At 66.1% G+C, this 16,019-nt stretch carries 12 protein-coding genes; 5 read left to right on the forward strand and 7 right to left on the reverse strand.

What is annotated here, in order from left to right:
- The first annotated feature begins 27 nt into the window (after positions 1-27).
- Positions 28-759: a pseudouridine synthase gene (locus A9974_RS04250; RefSeq protein ID WP_183002904.1), complete on the forward strand. Its 732-nt coding sequence runs from the start codon at positions 28-30 to the stop codon at positions 757-759.
- Between the two features lie 89 nt (positions 760-848).
- On the opposite strand, the gene A9974_RS04255 is transcribed toward A9974_RS04250, so the two are convergent.
- Entirely contained in the window at positions 849-1,754 is a 906-nt protein-coding gene (locus A9974_RS04255; RefSeq protein ID WP_183003101.1) for a LysR family transcriptional regulator, read from the reverse strand.
- Between the two features lie 336 nt (positions 1,755-2,090).
- On the opposite strand from A9974_RS04255, the gene A9974_RS04260 reads away from it, so the two are divergent.
- From A9974_RS04260 to adeC, 3 genes are read left to right on the forward strand one after another with little or no spacing between them, the layout of a single operon-like run.
- A complete protein-coding gene (locus tag A9974_RS04260) occupies positions 2,091-3,284 on the forward strand; it encodes an efflux RND transporter periplasmic adaptor subunit (protein WP_370539569.1) in 1,194 nt (397 codons plus the stop codon).
- 14 nt (positions 3,285-3,298) lie between these two features.
- Positions 3,299-6,481: an efflux RND transporter permease subunit gene (locus tag A9974_RS04265; protein WP_183002905.1), complete on the forward strand. Its 3,183-nt coding sequence runs from the start codon at positions 3,299-3,301 to the stop codon at positions 6,479-6,481.
- Positions 6,478-7,968: an AdeC/AdeK/OprM family multidrug efflux complex outer membrane factor gene (gene adeC, locus A9974_RS04270; protein ID WP_183002906.1), complete on the forward strand. Its 1,491-nt coding sequence runs from the start codon at positions 6,478-6,480 to the stop codon at positions 7,966-7,968. The genes A9974_RS04265 and adeC overlap by 4 nt, the downstream gene beginning before the upstream one ends.
- Before the next feature lie 98 nt (positions 7,969-8,066).
- Here adeC and A9974_RS04275 read toward each other — a convergent pair whose 3' ends face one another.
- Positions 8,067-8,318, reverse strand: coding sequence for a GlsB/YeaQ/YmgE family stress response membrane protein (locus A9974_RS04275; protein ID WP_183002907.1), 252 nt, complete (start codon positions 8,316-8,318; stop codon positions 8,067-8,069).
- A 144-nt stretch (positions 8,319-8,462) separates the two neighbouring features.
- Complete coding sequence (locus A9974_RS04280) at positions 8,463-9,077, reverse strand: SCO family protein (RefSeq protein WP_183002908.1); 615 nt, start codon at positions 9,075-9,077, stop codon at positions 8,463-8,465.
- Positions 9,078-9,336: 259 nt separating this feature from the next.
- Here A9974_RS04280 and A9974_RS04285 point away from each other — a divergent pair, with 259 nt between their 5' ends.
- Positions 9,337-10,080, forward strand: a complete 744-nt coding sequence (locus A9974_RS04285) for a methyltransferase domain-containing protein (RefSeq protein WP_183002909.1) — start codon at positions 9,337-9,339, stop codon at positions 10,078-10,080.
- Positions 10,081-10,170: 90 nt separating this feature from the next.
- Here A9974_RS04285 and A9974_RS04290 read toward each other — a convergent pair whose 3' ends face one another.
- From A9974_RS04290 to A9974_RS04305, 4 genes are all read right to left on the reverse strand, one after another.
- Positions 10,171-12,237 carry a M3 family metallopeptidase gene (locus A9974_RS04290; protein WP_183002910.1) on the reverse strand — a complete coding sequence of 689 codons (2,067 nt, stop codon included), beginning with the start codon at positions 12,235-12,237 and terminating at the stop codon, positions 10,171-10,173.
- A gap of 214 nt (positions 12,238-12,451) precedes the next feature.
- Positions 12,452-13,303: a bifunctional methylenetetrahydrofolate dehydrogenase/methenyltetrahydrofolate cyclohydrolase FolD gene (gene folD / locus A9974_RS04295; protein WP_183002911.1), complete on the reverse strand. Its 852-nt coding sequence runs from the start codon at positions 13,301-13,303 to the stop codon at positions 12,452-12,454.
- 55 nt (positions 13,304-13,358) lie between these two features.
- On the reverse strand, positions 13,359-13,985 hold the full coding sequence (locus A9974_RS04300; protein ID WP_006219003.1) for a response regulator transcription factor: 627 nt from the start codon (positions 13,983-13,985) through the stop codon (positions 13,359-13,361).
- A complete protein-coding gene (locus tag A9974_RS04305; protein ID WP_025138923.1) occupies positions 13,982-15,736 on the reverse strand; it encodes a PAS domain S-box protein in 1,755 nt (584 codons plus the stop codon). The genes A9974_RS04300 and A9974_RS04305 overlap by 4 nt, the downstream gene beginning before the upstream one ends.
- Between the last annotated feature and the right edge of the window lie 283 nt (positions 15,737-16,019).

Raw genomic sequence — 16,019 nt, forward strand, 5'->3', positions numbered from 1 at the left:
CGGCGGGCTCCGCATACAATACCGCCCATGGAAAAAGTACGAATCTCCAAGCTCATGTCCGAGCGTGGACTCTGTTCGCGCCGCGAGGCCGACAGCTATATCGAACGCGGCTGGGTCCGGGTCGACGGCGAAGTGGTGTCCGAGCTGGGCGCCAAGGCGTTTCCGGACCAGGTCATCACGCTGGAACGCGCGGCGCAGGCGCGCCAGACTTCCCGCGTCACCATCCTGATCAACAAGCCTGTGGGCTACGTCTCGGGCCAGGCCGAAAAAGGCTACACGCCCGCCGTCGCCCTGATCGACGCGCGTTCGCGCTTTGCCGGCTGCCGCAGCCCGCAGCGCTTCGAACGCGGTCACCTGGACGGGCTGGCGGTGGCCGGGCGCCTGGACATCGACTCGCAGGGTCTTTTGGTGCTGACGCAGGACGGCCGCATCGCCAAGCATCTGATCGGCGAGGACTCCAGCGTCGACAAGGAATACCTGGTGCGGGTGCAGGGAGAGCTGTCCGACAACGGCCTGGCGCTGCTCAACCACGGCCTGTCGCTGGACGGCAAGGCGCTCAAGCCCGCCCACGTGCGCTGGCAGAACCACGACCAGTTGCGCTTCGTGCTGCGCGAAGGCAAGAAGCGCCAGATCCGCCGCATGTGCGAACTGGTGGGGCTGAAAGTGGTGGGGCTCAAGCGCGTGCGCATCGGCCGGGTGTCGCTGGGCGACCTGCCGCTGGGGCAATGGCGCTATCTGCGCGACGACGAACGCTTCTAGGCGCGGCGCGCATATGCCGCGCGCCGTGTGCACCAGCGCGGGGCGTGGCCAAGTCTCAAAAAACTTTTCAGTCTGTTTCCGAACCGCCTTCATTTCATGAAGGGCGCGGTATCCTTCGCCTGCCCGTCGCCACCCAGGCGTTCCATCAGGAACTCGATGAAAATCCGGGTCTTGGCGGGCAGCAGTCGTGTTTCCGTGACGGCATACACCGGAAATGGGCCCAGTTGCCAATCCGGCAGCACACGCCGCAATTGGCCGGATTTCTGTTCGGCCGTCTGGCCGCCGACCAGCACGGTGATCCCCGCGCCCAGCATCGCCAGGCGCCGGGCCATCGCCACGCCATTCACGGAAAAACGGTTGCCCGGCGTGAACTGGATGTGCTGGTCGCCGCTGTTCAGCGGCCAGCGGGTCACCCGGCCGGCGCCTTCGGCGCGGAACTCGATGCACTCATGGCGGGTCAAGTCGCTGGGGTGCTGGGGTTCACCATGTTTCTCCAGGTATTCCCGCGAGGCGTACAGATGGGCCGGCAGCATGCCCAGCAGCCTTGCAATCTGCGTCGAATCGGGCAGCTCGCCGATCTCGATGGAAATATCGCAAGTCTGGAACACGCGCTGCGCGTGGTCGGGATTGGCAAGATCCAGGAAAAAGGTGACGTCCGGATAGCGGCGCGAAAACTCCATGAACGATTCAGCCAGGAAGTCCGTGCCGAAGTCCGCCGGCATGTTCACCCGCAAAGGCCCCGACGGCGTGTCGACCAGCTTTTGCAGCTCTTCATGGGCGATCTGGGCCTCGGCCACGATGCGCTGGCAGCGTTCGAAGTACAGCCGGCCGGCGTCTGTCAATTCGACCTTGCGCGTAGTGCGGCTGAGCAGGCGCAGGCCGACCGAACGTTCAAGTTCGGCCACCTGGCGAGACAACGTGGATTTGGGGACTCCCAGGGCGGCGGCGGCGCGGCTAAAACTATGCGTCTTGGCGACCTCTACGAAGAGTTCCATGCCTTGTAAGCGTTTCATGATGATGATTCTGTCACAGGAATGGGCGAATGATTGTCCCATATCTGGAATGATGTTTTCTCAATATGCCCCTTTGTTTCTCGGGCGGGATAACGCAAAATGCGATTTCTGCAATGCAGCATTGCGTCTAAGCCCCGCCTAATGTCCAAGGCAACACACCCCAGTCGATCCTCACGAGCCGAACCGGTGCCCGGTTCGGGATGTGCCGCCGATGCCGCCGCGATGCCCGCGGCGACCGGGGCCTCCCCGGGGGGCGAGCAGCCCGCGGCGGGTGGGCGTGAGGGCTACCTTTTTAGTTGGAAATCGGGAATGCAATCTATGAACAAGAAAAGCGCTATGTGGCGCAGCGCGGCGGTGGTCACGCTGACGGCATCGGCTCTCACGTTGGCCGCCTGCGGCAAGAAGCAGGATGCGCCCCAGGCGGGCAAGCCGCAGGTGACGGTGGTGACGCTGACCACCAAGCCGGTTTCCCTGACCACCGAATTGCCCGGCCGCACCTCGCCGTTCCGCGTGGCCGAAGTGCGGCCCCAGGTCAACGGCATCGTGCAAAAGCGCCTGTTCACCGAAGGCGGCGAGGTCAAGGCCGGCCAGCAGCTCTACCAGATCGACCCCGCGCTCTACCAGGCCAGCTTCGACAGCCAGAAGGCCGCCCTGGCGCGCGCCCAGGCGCAGCAAAAGACCGCCGCGCTGCTGGCCGAGCGCTACAAGCCGCTGGTCGCCACGCGCGCCGTCAGCCAACAGACCTACGACAACGCCGTCGCCTCGCGCGACCAGGCGGTCGCCGATGTCCTGTCGGCCAAGGCCGCGCTGGACACCGCGCGCATCAACCTGGTCTACACCAAGGTGCTGTCGCCGATCGACGGCATCATCGGCCGTTCGTCGGTCACCGAGGGCGCGCTGGTCACGGCCAACCAGGCCACGGCCCTGGCCGCGGTGCAACAGATCGATCCAATCTACGTTGACGTCACCCAATCCAGCGTCCAACTGCTGCGCCTGCAGAACGCGCTGGCCAGCGGCCAGCTGAAAAAGGCCGAAGGCGAGCAGGCGGCGCTGGTGACGCTGACGCTGGAAGACGGCTCGCAATACACCCAGCAGGGCAAGCTGCAGTTCTCGGAAGTGACGGTGGACCAAGGCACCGGCTCGGTCGCGCTGCGCGCCGTGTTCCCCAACCCCGATCGCCGGCTGCTGCCAGGCATGTTCGTGCGTGCCCGCCTGGTCGATGGTGTGGCGGCCGATGGCCTGCTGGTGCCGCAGCGCGGCGTGACGCGCAATCAGCGTGGCCTGCCGACCGCGCTGGTGGTGAACGCCGAGAACAAAGTCGAACTGCGTGAACTCAAGACGGACCGCGCCATCGGCGACCAGTGGCTGGTCACCGACGGCCTGAAGGCCGGCGAAAAGGTCATCGTGGAAGGCGTGCAGATGGTGCGTCCGGGCGTTGAGGTGGTCGCCACCGAAGCCGGCGCCAAGTCGTCGCAGCAGCCGCAAGCGGGCGCCGCGGCGGCCAAGCAGTAGTCAGGGAGCCTTGCATGGCAAAGTTTTTTATCGAAAGACCGGTTTTCGCATGGGTGATCGCGATCGTGCTGATGATGGCCGGCGCGTTGTCCATCCTGAAACTGCCGGTTTCGCAATATCCGAATATCGCGCCGCCGGCCATCGGCATCGCGGTGACCTACCCGGGCGCGTCCGCGCAGACCGTGCAGGACACCGTGGTGCAGGTGATCGAGCAGCAAATGAACGGCCTTGACGGCCTGGAGTACATTTCCTCGGAAAGCAACTCCGACGGCAGCATGTCCATCACGCTGACGTTCCGCCAGGGCACCAACCCCGACACCGCCCAGGTGCAGGTGCAGAACAAGCTGTCGCTGGCGCAACCGCTCTTGCCGCAGGAAGTGCAGCAGCAGGGCATTCGCGTCACCAAGGCCACCAAGAACTTCCTGATCGTGGCGGGCTTCGTGTCCACCGACGGCACGATGACCAAGGACGACCTGGCCGACTACGTCGCCTCGTACGTCCAGGATCCCATCAGCCGTACCGAGGGCGTGGGTGACTTCCAGCTGTTCGGCTCGCAGTACGCGATGCGCATCTGGCTGGATCCGTCCAAGCTGGTGAACTACGGCCTGACCACGGTCGACGTGGTCAACGCCATCAAAGAGCAGAACGTCCAGGTCTCGTCCGGCCAGCTCGGCGGCCTGCCCGCCGTGCGCGGCCAGCAGTTGAACGCCACCATCATCGGCCCCTCGCGCCTGGAAAAGCCGGAAGACTTCGGCCGCATCCTGCTCAAGGTCAATCCCGACGGCTCCCAGGTGCGCCTGGCCAACGTCGCCCGCATCGAGCTGGGCGGCCAGACCTACGCCATCGACAGCTACTTCAACGGCAAGCCCGCTTCGGGCCTGGCGATCAAGCTGGCCCCGGGCGCCAACGCGCTCGATACGGCGCAGGCGGTGCGCGACACCATCAACAACCTGAAGCCTTACTTCCCGCCGGGCATGGACGTTGTCTATCCGTACGACACGACGCCGTTCGTCAGCCTGTCGATCGAAGAAGTGTTCAAGACGCTGGTGGAAGCCATCATCCTGGTCTTCCTGGTGATGTACCTGTTCCTGCAGAACTTCCGCGCTACGCTGATTCCGACGCTGGCGGTGCCGGTGGTGCTGCTGGGTACTTTTGGCGTGCTGGCCGCGTTCGGCTATTCCATCAACACCCTGACCATGTTCGGCATGGTGCTGGCCATCGGCCTGTTGGTGGACGATGCCATCGTGGTGGTTGAAAACGTGGAACGGGTGATGGCCGAAGAAGGCCTGACGCCCAAGCAGGCCACGCGCAAGTCCATGGGCCAGATCACCGGCGCGCTGATCGGCATCGCCATGGTGCTGGCCGCCGTGTTCATCCCGATGGCGTTCTTCGGCGGTTCCACCGGCGTGATCTATCGCCAGTTCTCCATCACCATCGTGTCCTCGATGGTGCTGTCGGTGATCGTCGCCATCGTGTTCACGCCGGCGCTGTGCGCCACCCTGCTCAAGCCCATTCCCAAGGGGCATCACGGCACCAAGCGCGGCTTCTTCGGCTGGTTCAACCGCACGTTCGAGCGCAGCAGCAACGGCTACGCCAACACCGTGGCGCGCGGCCTGGGCCGCACCAAGCGCCTGATGGTGGTGTACCTGGCCATCGTCATCGCGATGGGCTGGATGTTCACCCGCATCCCGACCGCATTCCTGCCGGGCGAAGACCAGGGCATTTTGTTCGCCCAGATCCAGACCCCGGCCGGCGCCACGGCCGAACGCACCAAAGCCGTCATCGACGAAGCCACCAACTACCTCCTGACCGAGGAAAAGGACGCCGTCACCTCGGTGTTCGCCGTCAACGGCTTTAACTTCGGCGGCCGCGGCCAGAACGCGTCGATCCTGTTCATCAAGCTGCGCGACTGGGAAGAGCGCGGCGACGCCAAGCTGAAGGCGGCCGCCGTGGCGGCGCGCGCCAACGCCCACTTCCGCAAGACCCAGCGCGACGCCCAGCTGTTCGTGGTGCCGCCGCCTTCGGTGATGGAACTGGGCAACGTCGACGGTTTCGACTTCCAGCTGATGGACCGCGCTGGCGTGGGCCATGACAAGCTGCTGGCCGCGCGCAACCAACTGCTGGGCGAGGCCGCGCAAAGCAAGATCCTGCAGGGCGTGCGCCCCAACGGCATCGAAGACGCGCCGCAGTACCAGCTCGACATCGACCGCGAAAAAGCGCGTGCGCTGGGCGTGTCCGTGTCGGACATCAACAGCACGCTGTCCACGGCATGGGGGTCGTCGTACGTCAACGACTTCATCGACCGCGGCCGCGTCAAGAAGGTGTTCGCGCAGGGCGAGGCGTCCTCGCGCATGCTGCCCGACGACCTGGACAAATGGTACGTGCGCAACAACAACGGCGACATGGTGCCGTTCTCGGCGTTCGCCAAGGCCACCTGGAGCTTCGGACCGCAAAAGCTGAACCGCTACAACGGCGTGCCGTCCTTCAACATCCAGGGCCAGGCGGCGCCGGGCTACAGCTCGGGCGCGGCCATGAACGAAATGGAACGCATCGCCAGCAAGCTGCCGGTGGGCGTGGGCTTCGAGTGGACCGGCATGTCGTACGAAGAACGGCTGTCGGGCGCCCAGGCCCCCGCGCTGTACGCCATTTCGCTGATCGTGGTGTTCCTGTGCCTGGCGGCGCTGTATGAAAGCTGGAGCATTCCGACAGCGGTCATGCTGGTGGTGCCCCTGGGCATCATCGGGGCCCTGGCGGCGACCCTGTTGCGCGGCCTGTCCAACGACGTGTACTTCCAGGTGGGCTTGTTGACGACAATCGGGCTGGCGGCCAAAAACGCCATCCTGATCGTGGAATTCGCCAAAGAGCACTACGAGGCCGGCGCCAGCCTGACCGAATCGGCCATCCACGCGGCTCGCCAGCGCCTGCGCCCCATCCTGATGACGTCGCTGGCGTTCATCCTGGGCGTGGTGCCGCTCGCGATCTCGTCGGGCGCCGGTTCGGGCAGCCAGAACGCCATCGGTACCGGCGTGATCGGCGGCATGCTGACCGCGACCTTCCTGGCCATCTTCTTCGTCCCCGCGTTCTTCGTGATCATGCTGCGCCTGTTCAAGGTGGAACGCATGAGCGCGCGGCGCGACAAGCACGACCCCAGCGCCAATGATGCGCAGGACGTGTCCGTCGAAGGAAAACCGCAATGAAGCTTCAGATGAGAACCTTGCTGTCTGTTTCCCTGGCGGCGGCCCTGGCGGGCTGCTCGCTGGCCCCGACCTACGAACGGCCCGATGCGCCGGTGTCCTCGACCTATCCGACGGGGCCGTCCTACAAGGCGGACGTGGCGGGTAGCGGCGTGGCCACCGCCGACATCGGCTGGCGCGACTTCTTCACCGACCCGCTGCTGCAGCAATTGATCGAGCAGTCGCTGGCCAACAACCGCGACCTGCGCGTGGCGGCCCTGAACGTCGAAGCGGCCCGGGCGCAATACCGCATCCAGCGCGCCGACCTGCTGCCCAGCGTCGGTATCGCGGGCAAGGAAACCGCCCAACGCACGCCGGCCGACCTGTCGGCCAGCGGACAGGCCACCACCAGCCACAACTACCAGGTCGGCGCCGCGCTGTCCTCGTGGGAGCTGGATCTGTTCGGCCGCATCCGCAGCCTGAGCGACAAGGCGCTGGAATCGTACCTGGCGCTGGACGAGACCCGCACGGCAACCCAGTTGACGTTGATCGCCGAAGTGGCCAACGCCTACCTGACGCTGCGGGCCGACCAGGAACTGCTGAGCCTGACCCGCGACACGTTCAAGAGCCAGGACGATTCGTACAAGCTCACCAAGCAGAGTTTCGACCAGGGCCTGTCCACGGCGCTGGACCTGAGCCAGGCTGAAATATCGCTGCGCACCGCCCAGCGCAACCTGTCGCAATACACGCGCCAGGCCGCGCAGGACCGCAATGCGCTGGTGCTGCTGGTGGGCCAGCCGCTGTCGCCGGAAATGTCGGCGGCACTGGACAGCGCCGTCAAGTTGGACGACAGCATGCTGCCGACCGCCTTGCCGGCCGGCCTGCCGTCGGAGCTGCTGGCGCGCCGCCCGGACATCCGCGCGGCCGAGCATCAGCTAAAGGGAGCCAACGCCAATATCGGCGCGGCGCGCGCCGCGTTCTTCCCGACCATCAGCTTGACCGGCAACGCGGGCACGGCCAGCGCCAGCCTGGGCGGTCTGTTCGAAGGCGGCTCCGGCGCCTGGAGCTTCGTGCCCCAGATCACGGTGCCGATCTTCGCCGGCGGTTCGCTGCTCGCTGGCCTGGACCTGGCCAAGGTGCAGAAGAACATCCAGGTCGCGCAATACGAAAAGACCATCCAGACGGGCTTTCGTGAAGTGGCCGACGCGCTGGCCGGTCGCGGCACGCTGGACGAGCAGATCCAGGCGCAGCAACTGCTGGTGGCCGCCAACCAGCGCGCCTATGACCTGTCCGATCAGCGCTTCCGCCAGGGTATCGACGACTACCTGACGGTGCTGGATTCGCAGCGGTCGCTCTACACCGCGCAGCAGACGCTGGTGGATACGCGCCTGTCGCGTCTGTCGAACCTGGTCACCTTGTACAAGGTACTGGGTGGCGGCTGGACCGAGCGCACCGCCACGGCCGCGCAGCCGGCGGGCGGCGTGCCGGCCGCCGCGGGGCAACCCGGCTGAATATTTCGCGCCAGGACGCCGGGCGTCTTGGTGCGGCGATAAAAAAGCGGGCCGATCGTAAGATCGGCCCGCTTTGCTTGATGCGTGCGCGTAGCGCGTCAGCCGCGCTTCTTGGTAATGAGGCCGACGACGAACAACACGATGATCGCGCCAACGACCGAACCGATCCAGCCTGCCGGTTCGCCCGGGGCGTACCAGCCCAGGTGCTGGCCCAGGAATCCGGCCACGACGGCGCCGATGATGCCCAGGATGGTGGTCATGATGATCCCCATGTTCTGGTCTCCGGGCATGATTGCGCGGGCAATCAAGCCCACGATGAACCCGACGATGATCATGATGATGATGCTCATGCGCTTACTCCTTGCTTGGGTAAAGGGGCGATGCGTCCTGATATTACTCACGCGCGCGGCGCAGGGGCTGTAACAACTGGTATGTGGCGCATGCCCGCAACATGCTGCGGTGCGTCGCGCGGCATCGCCTTCACGGCGTCATCGTCAGGAGGTAAGGTCGATCAGTTGACGCAGGTCCTTGGTCAGCGTTTCGATGCTGTCGGTATCCGAGGCCAGCAGGCGGGCGCGGCCTTCCTTGTCGAAAATATACACGCCGCGGCTGTGCGTCACTTCGTACTGGTCGGCGTCGTCGCCGGGCTTGGGTTTCTCGATCTGGTAGGCCACGCGGTAGCGGCGCGCCAGGTCGGCCACCTGCTTTTCATTGCCCGTTACGCCGATGGCATTGCTGTTGAACGCATTGACGTAGGCTTGCAGGATGTCGGGCGTGTCGCGGTGCGGGTCGACGCTGACGAACAGGATGCGCACGTCGCGGGCCTTGTCGCCCAGGTTCTGCAGCACCGCCGTCAGCTGCGCCATGGTCGTGGGGCAGATGTCCGGGCAACTGGCATAGCCGAAGAACAGCAGCACCGTCTTGCCTTTCAGGTCATCGCTGCTGACCGTCTTGCCACCAGCGCCGGGCAACGAGAACTTCAGGTCGGGCAGGTGGCCACGGACGTTGTACAGCGTCCAGTCGACATTGCGGTCGCCGCAGGCGGCAAGCAGCACGCAAAAGGCTAGCAGCAGGCTGCGCCAGGCGCTGCCGGTGATCAGGTGTCGCATGAGTTCCATCGCCGGTTGGGGGATAAACCTGTCGATTCTACCCGTTGACGGCAGCCCAGCAGCCTTGCCCGGCTGGCCTGCGTTTGTCCTGGCGCAAGGCGGGACGCAAGTGACGGCGCGAGTATCCGGGCGCTGTGGCCGCCGGCAGTTGTGAAGCTTTGTCGGAATATTGTTGGATCTCAGGCAAAACGGCCCCGGCGGCGCGCGACAAGGTCTACATTCAGGGCCTTGTCAGCAATCGAACCTGCGAGGCGTCATCGTGCATACCGCAGCCGCCCATGCGCTGGGCTATCCCTATTTTCCGTATTACCCCGTGGTGCTGGACATCCTGCGCAGCCGCCGGGCCGACAGTGTGCTGGACGCGCCCTGTGGCCGAGGCTGGCTGGGAGACATGGCGCGCCCGGCCACGGGCCGGGACGTGGTGGTGGACGGCATCGGACTGGCCGGGCTGCCTGGCCAGGCCAACGGCTACCGCCGCCTGACTGTGCACGACCTGGCGTCGCCGCTGCCCGTGGCCGCGCCGTATGACGCCGTGGTCTGCAGCGAAGCCATTCATCAGGCGGCCAATCCTGGCCTGCTGGTGCAGGCGTTCCAGCAAGCGCTGCGCCCCGGCGGCACGCTGGTGTTGACCGCAGCGAATCCGGCAAGCGTGCGCGCCCGGCTGCAGGCGCTCAAGCGCGGGTTCCAGGCCAATCCCCCGACGGAATCGCGCCCGCCCGGCAGCGCCGCGAGCGCGACGCCATTGCCCTGGGGCTTCGCGCAATTGCATCTGCTGCTGGCGGACCATGGCTTTGCCGATATCACCTTGCACAACGTGGTCGAGGTCGGGCAGGGGCCCTGGTTCGACCGGTTGATTGCGTGGCCGATGCGGCGCCATTGCCAGGCCCGTCTCAAACACGCCCAGGACGAGGCCAGCCGTCATTTCTGGCGGCAGGCGGGATCCGATCCGTCGGTGCATGGACGCTGGCTGGTGATCTCGGCGCGCCGGCCGGGCGAAGGGTAGAGCGGGCCCGCAACCGGGGCGCGCTTGACCGCGCAGCATGGCAAACGGCCCGCGCAAGGCGGGCCGTCGGTGCACGGGCGCGGTTACGCGTCAGGCGGGGTTCATGCCGCTGTGACGCAGCAGCGCGTCGATGCGCGGCGCGCGGCCGCGGAAGGCGGCGAACGATTCGGCGGCGGGACGCGAACCGCCCACGGCCAGGACCTCGCGGCGGAAACGCGCGCCGGTGGCCGGGTCCAGCGTGCCCAGGGCATTGCCGGCCTGCTTGGCGGCCGCTTCCTCGAAGGCTTCGTAGGCGTCGGCCGACAGCACTTCCGCCCATTTGTAGCTGTAGTAGCCGGCGCCGTAGCCGCCCGCGAACAGGTGCGAGAAGGCGTGCGGCAGCCGGTGCCAGGCCGGCGGGAATAGCACCGCGACTTCGGCGCGCACTTGCTGCAGCAGGGCCAGCACCTCGTCGATGGAGGCGCCCTTGGCGCGGTCGTGCATCAGCATGTCGAACAGCGCGAATTCGATCTGGCGCACGGTCTGCATGCCGCTCTGGTAGTTGCGGGCGGCGACCAGGCGGTCGTAGAGCGCGCGCGGCAGCGCGGCGCCCGTATCGACGTGGGCCGACAGTTTCTGCACCACCGCCCACTCCCAGCAGAAGTTTTCCATGAATTGCGAGGGCAGCTCGATGGCGTCCCATTCGACGCTGGCGAACGCGGCGGCGCCGGGCTCATCCACTTCGGACAGCAGGGCGTGCAAGGCGTGGCCGGTTTCGTGGAACAGGGTGATGACGTCATCGTGCGTCAGCACGGCGGCGCGCTCGCCATTGGGGCGCGAGAAATTGCAGGTCAGGTAGGCGATCGGCGTCTGCACGCGGCCGGCCACCACGCGGCGGGTGCGCTCGCTGTCGACCCAGGCGCCGCTTTGCTTGCCCGAGCGCGCGTAGAGGTCCAGGTACAGGTAGCCGATCAGATCGCCCTTGGGGCTGTCGACCCGCACGCCGCGCACATCCGAATGCCAGGACGACACCGGCGTCTCGGCCAGGCGCACGTCGAACAGGGTTTCGATGACCTCGAACAAACCGGCCAGCACGCGCGGTTCGGTGAAGTACTGCTTGACCTCGTCTTCGGAATACGCGTAGCGCGATTCGCGCAGGCGCTCGGACGCATAGGCCACGTCCCAGGGTTGCAGGTCGGCCAGGCCCAGTTCGGCGGCCGCGAAGGCTTTCAGTTCAGCCAGGTCGCGCTGCGCATAGGGCTTGGCGCGCTTGGCCAGGTCGCGCAGGAAGTCGGTGACTTCGCGGGCATCGCGCGCCATGCGGGTCTGCAGCCGCAGCGCGGCAAAGGTGCCCAGGCCCAGCAGGTTCGATTCTTCGGCGCGCAGCGCCAGCAGCTCTTCGATGAGCGGGGAATTGTCGAACTGGGCCTCGCCCTGTTCGGACGCCACCGTGCCATAGCCGCAGTATAGCGCCTCGCGCAGCGAGCGGTCCTGCGCGTATTGCATCACCGGCAGGTAGCACGGCATCTTCAGCGTCAGCTTCCAGCCCGGCTTGCCGTCTTCCTCGGCGGCGGCGCGGGCGGCGCCTTGCACGTCGGCCGGAATGCCGGCCAGGCGGGCTTCGTCCTCGACCACGAGCGACCAGGCGTCGATCGCATCCAGCACGTTTTCGGAGAATTTCTGCGAGGCCTGGGCCTCGCGGTCGGAAATGGCGGCGTAGCGCTCGCGGTCGGCGCCGCGCAGCTCGACGCCGCTCAGGCGGAAGTCGCGCAGGGCCATGTCGACGATGCGGCGGCGCACCGGCGTCCAGGACGCGAAATCGGGGGCGGCGGCCAGGCGCTGGTACTGCTGGTACAGGCCTTCGTGCAGGCCGACCCAGGTGGAAAACTCGGTCACCAGGGGCAGGGCGGCGTTGTAGGCCTCGCGCAATTCAGGCGTGTTGACGACCGCATTCAGGTGCCCGGCCACGGACCAGGCGCGCCACAGGCGTTCCGACGCGGTATCCAGCGGCTCGACCACCGCTTCCCAGGTGGCCGCCAGCGCCGGGTCGGCGGCGCGGTCCACGGCCTGGCGGGCGATGCCCAGGAGTTCTTCGATGGCCGGCACCACGTGGGCGGGCTTGACCGCCTGGTAGTCGACCAGTTCGGAGACGGGGGCGAGCAGGGGATTCTGGGTCATGGCGTTACCAATTGCGTAAGAGGGGCGGACAGCGCGGGCGGACTGCACGCGGCGGCGCCGGCAGGCATAAGGGTCAGATTGGGGCGGGGCGCCCGAAAAGCAAGGGCGGGGCGCGCACGCCGGACCCAGAGACGACGATGGGTTTGCCCCCCGGCCCCCGGAAGGGCGCGGGGCAAACCCACGAGGGCCGGCCTGGTCAGGCGGGCGGCCGGTTTCAGGCAGCAGCCCGTTCCGCCGCTTCGACGGTGTTGACCAGCAGCATGGCGATGGTCATGGGGCCCACGCCGCCCGGGACGGGCGTGATGGCGCCTGCCACCTGGCTGGCGGAAGCGAAGTCCACGTCGCCGCACAGCTTGCCGTCGGCGCCGCGGTTGATGCCGACGTCGATGACGACGGCGCCGGGCTTGATCATCGAGCCGTCGATCATGCCGGGTTTGCCGGTAGCGACCACCAGGACGTCGGCGCGGCGGGTCTGGGCCGCCAGGTCGCGCGTCTTGGAGTTGCAGATCGTGATGGTGGCGCCGGCGGCCAGCAGCAGCATGGCCATGGGCTTGCCGACGATGTTGCTGGCGCCCACGATCACCGCTTCGGCGCCGCGCAGGGCGACGCCTTCGGATTCCAGCATCTTCATCACGCCGTAGGGCGTGCAGGGACGGAACAGCGGCTGGCCGGTCATGAGCAGGCCGGCGTTGCTGACATGGAAACCGTCCACGTCCTTCTCGGCCGCGATCGCTTCGATGACCTTGTGGGCGTCCATGTGCTTGGGCAGCGGCAGCTGCACCAGGATGCCGTGGATGGACGGATCGCGGTTCAGCTTGTCGATGCGGGCCAGCAGGTCGGCCTCGGTCATGTCGGCGGGGTACTGTTCCTTGACGGAATGCAGCCCGGCCTTTTCGCAGGCGGCGACCTTGTTGCGCACGTATACCTGCGATGCCGGGTCTTCGCCGACCAGCACCACGGCCAAGCCCGGGCGCGTGCCCTTGGCCGCCAGGGCGGCGACGCGTTGAGCGACTTCTTCGCGAATGCGCAGCGACAGTGCTACGCCGTCGATAATCCTAGCGGTCATTTGGCAGCCTCCGCGCGTAGCGCTTCGGTATTCGCCTTGGGAACGGCCCGGCGGCTCATGCATGCGCCTCCGGCTTGGCCAGGGCGACTTTCATCAAATCGGCAACGGTGGTCACTTCAAGTTTTTCCATAATGTTGGCGCGGTGCGCCTCGACGGTCTTGATGCTGATGCCCAGGTCGTCGGCGATCTGCTTGTTCAAGCGGCCGGCGACGATGCGCTCGAGCACCTGCTGCTCGCGCGCGGTCAGGCGCGCCAGCATGGCTTCGTGGTCCTTCTGGGCCTGGTGCTTGCTCACGCGCTGCGTGGCCTGCTCCAGCATGCGCGCCACGATTTCGCGCAAATCGGATTCGTTGAACGGCTTTTCGAGGAAGTCGACGGCGCCCTTCTTCATGGTGGACACGGCCATGGGCACGTCGCCGTGGCCCGTGATGAAGACGATGGGCAGCGGGGCATTGCGGGCGATGAGCTGTTCTTGCAGTTCCAGGCCGCTCATGCCGGGCATGCGCACGTCGGCGATCAGCACCCCGATCTGGCTGGCGTCGTAGTCTTCCAGGAAGGACTCGCCGCTGGCATAGGCGCGGACGCGGTAGCCGTTGGCTTCCAAAAGCCAGCGCAGCGAATCGCGGACCGCTTCGTCGTCATCAACAATGAATACCGTGCTCGACAGGTGGGGCGTGTTCATGCGTGCAACTCCTCGGACTGATCATTCTGAGCCTGCGTCTGAGACGCAGCGCAGGGCAGGGTAAAGCGGAAAATAGTACCGCCGGCGGGATTGGGGTCCGCCCAAAGGCGGCCGTGGTGCGATTCGATAATGGTACGGCAGATATTCAGCCCCATGCCCAGGCCCTGGGTCTTGGTGCTGAAGAAGGGTTCAAACAGGCGCTCCGGCTCGGCCAGGCCATGGCCGCGGTCGACGACGGCCACCTCGATGTGCTGTTCGTGCAGGATCACGGCCACCTTGAGCTCGTCGGACTCGCTCTTTTCCATGGCTTCCAGGCCGTTTTTCAGCAGGTTCAGCAGGACCTGTTCGATCAGGATCGGGTCGGCCAGCACGTCGGGCGCGTTGGACGGCACGAAGCTGTCGATGCGGATGCGGCGCTTGCGGGCGTCAATTTCGGCAAAACCGATGGCGTTGTCGACAATGCGGCCGATGGCCACGCGCTGGCGGCGCGGCTCGCTGCGCTTCACGAATTCGCGGATGCGGCTGATGATCTTGCCGGCGCGCTCGGCCTGCGAGGCGGCCTTTTCCAGAGCGGGCAACAGCATGTTGGGGCTGGTGTGACCGGCCTTGACCAAGGCCACGGCACCCATACTGTAGTTGGCGATGGCGGTCAGCGGCTGGTTCAGTTCGTGCGCCAGCGACGAGGCCATTTCGCCCATCGTGGTCAGGCGGCTGGTGAGCTGGATCTTTTCCTGCTGCACGCGGGACGCTTCCTCGTGGCCGCGGCGCTCGGTGATGTCGCGCGCCACCTGCATGCGCACGCGGCGCCCGTCGGTCCAGGCCAGCATGCGGTGGTGGACTTCAAACCAGCGCTGCACCGACGGCGCGAAGACTTCGACGGATTCGTCGGTGAAGCGGCCGCGGCGGCCGGCCAGCAGTTCGTCGTGGCCGCCCGTCTGGGCGCCGAACACGCGGCGGTAGGTGCGGTTGGCGAACAGCAGTTCCAGTCCGTCGTGGGTGTCGGCCGTGACCGAGATGGCGTCGTCCAGGCCTTCCAGCACGGTCATGAAGCGTTCGTGGGCGGCGGTCAGGGCCTCGCGGATGCGCTTGGGCTCGGTGATGTCGGTCATGGACGTCATCCAACCGATCTGGTTGCCGTTGGGGTCCAGCAATGGCGACACGTACATGCGCGCCGTGAAGCGCGAGCCGTCGCGGCGCTGGGCCTCGACTTCCAGGCCGCTGCTGGGCGTCTTGCCGGACATCAGCACGTCCAGCGTGTGCTGGTGCTGCTCGTGGCGCCCGGGCACCCAGTAGGGGAAGGGCGGGCTGCGGCCGATCAGGTCGGCTTCGTTCCAGCCGATCATGCGGCAGAACGCCGGATTGACATAGGCGATGCGGCCTTCCATGTCGAGCACGCGCATACCGGTGGACATGGAATTTTCCATGGCGCGGCGGAAACCGGTTTCGGCGATCAGGGCGGCCTCGGCCGCCGAGCGGAACCGGGTGTAGCGCCACAGCATCAAGAGGCTGATGACGATCACGCAAGACAGCGCCAGCACCACCCAGATCAGGCGTTGCTGACGCATTTCCTGGTCGATGGTCACAAACATGACACTGTCGTCATGGATGCGCTGCAGCCAGAAGAACACCCCCATCACACAGATATAGAGGATCAGCACCATGGCAGGCGTGACCCAGTACACCCCGCGGCGGCGCGTGCGGGCGTGGTCGTGAAACGGCGTGGGTATATTGGACTTGGGCGCGCTGGACATGGAATTCGGGCGGGATAGGCCGGGCATTTTTTATCGCCGAGCCGCCTCAAGATGAACACGCCCCCGCGGGGGCAGCAAGCCGAAGGCGCGGCGTGGGGGGCATTTTAATGCGTGTTGAAACGGAATTGCCGGGAATCAAGCCCGCTATAAGAAGGATGGGCTAAAAAAGTACGCCTCATCGTTTTCAGCTTGCATTCATATTTTCGCATTATGAAATGCCGTACCGCAACATGAAATTTTCCTTGCGACCGGTTAATCTTCTTTCTTAGAATGCCGGCTGATA

It is taken from the genome of Achromobacter sp. UMC71, assembly GCF_014170305.1.
GTDB lineage: Bacteria > Pseudomonadota > Gammaproteobacteria > Burkholderiales > Burkholderiaceae_B > Achromobacter.

What these genes read in the sequence shown, in the direction of transcription:
- A9974_RS04250 (WP_183002904.1), top strand. Translation starts at nt 28, where the DNA reads ATGGAAAAAGTACGAATCTCCAAGCTCATGTCCGAGCGTGGACTCTGT.
- A9974_RS04255 (WP_183003101.1), bottom strand. Translation starts at nt 1,754, where the DNA reads ATGGAACTCTTCGTAGAGGTCGCCAAGACGCATAGTTTTAGCCGCGCC.
- A9974_RS04260 (WP_370539569.1), top strand. Translation starts at nt 2,091, where the DNA reads ATGAACAAGAAAAGCGCTATGTGGCGCAGCGCGGCGGTGGTCACGCTG.
- A9974_RS04265 (WP_183002905.1), top strand. Translation starts at nt 3,299, where the DNA reads ATGGCAAAGTTTTTTATCGAAAGACCGGTTTTCGCATGGGTGATCGCG.
- adeC (WP_183002906.1), top strand. Translation starts at nt 6,478, where the DNA reads ATGAAGCTTCAGATGAGAACCTTGCTGTCTGTTTCCCTGGCGGCGGCC.
- A9974_RS04275 (WP_183002907.1), bottom strand. Translation starts at nt 8,318, where the DNA reads ATGAGCATCATCATCATGATCATCGTCGGGTTCATCGTGGGCTTGATT.
- A9974_RS04280 (WP_183002908.1), bottom strand. Translation starts at nt 9,077, where the DNA reads ATGCGACACCTGATCACCGGCAGCGCCTGGCGCAGCCTGCTGCTAGCC.
- A9974_RS04290 (WP_183002910.1), bottom strand. Translation starts at nt 12,237, where the DNA reads ATGACCCAGAATCCCCTGCTCGCCCCCGTCTCCGAACTGGTCGACTAC.
- folD (WP_183002911.1), bottom strand. Translation starts at nt 13,303, where the DNA reads ATGACCGCTAGGATTATCGACGGCGTAGCACTGTCGCTGCGCATTCGC.
- A9974_RS04300 (WP_006219003.1), bottom strand. Translation starts at nt 13,985, where the DNA reads ATGAACACGCCCCACCTGTCGAGCACGGTATTCATTGTTGATGACGAC.
- A9974_RS04305 (WP_025138923.1), bottom strand. Translation starts at nt 15,736, where the DNA reads ATGTCCAGCGCGCCCAAGTCCAATATACCCACGCCGTTTCACGACCAC.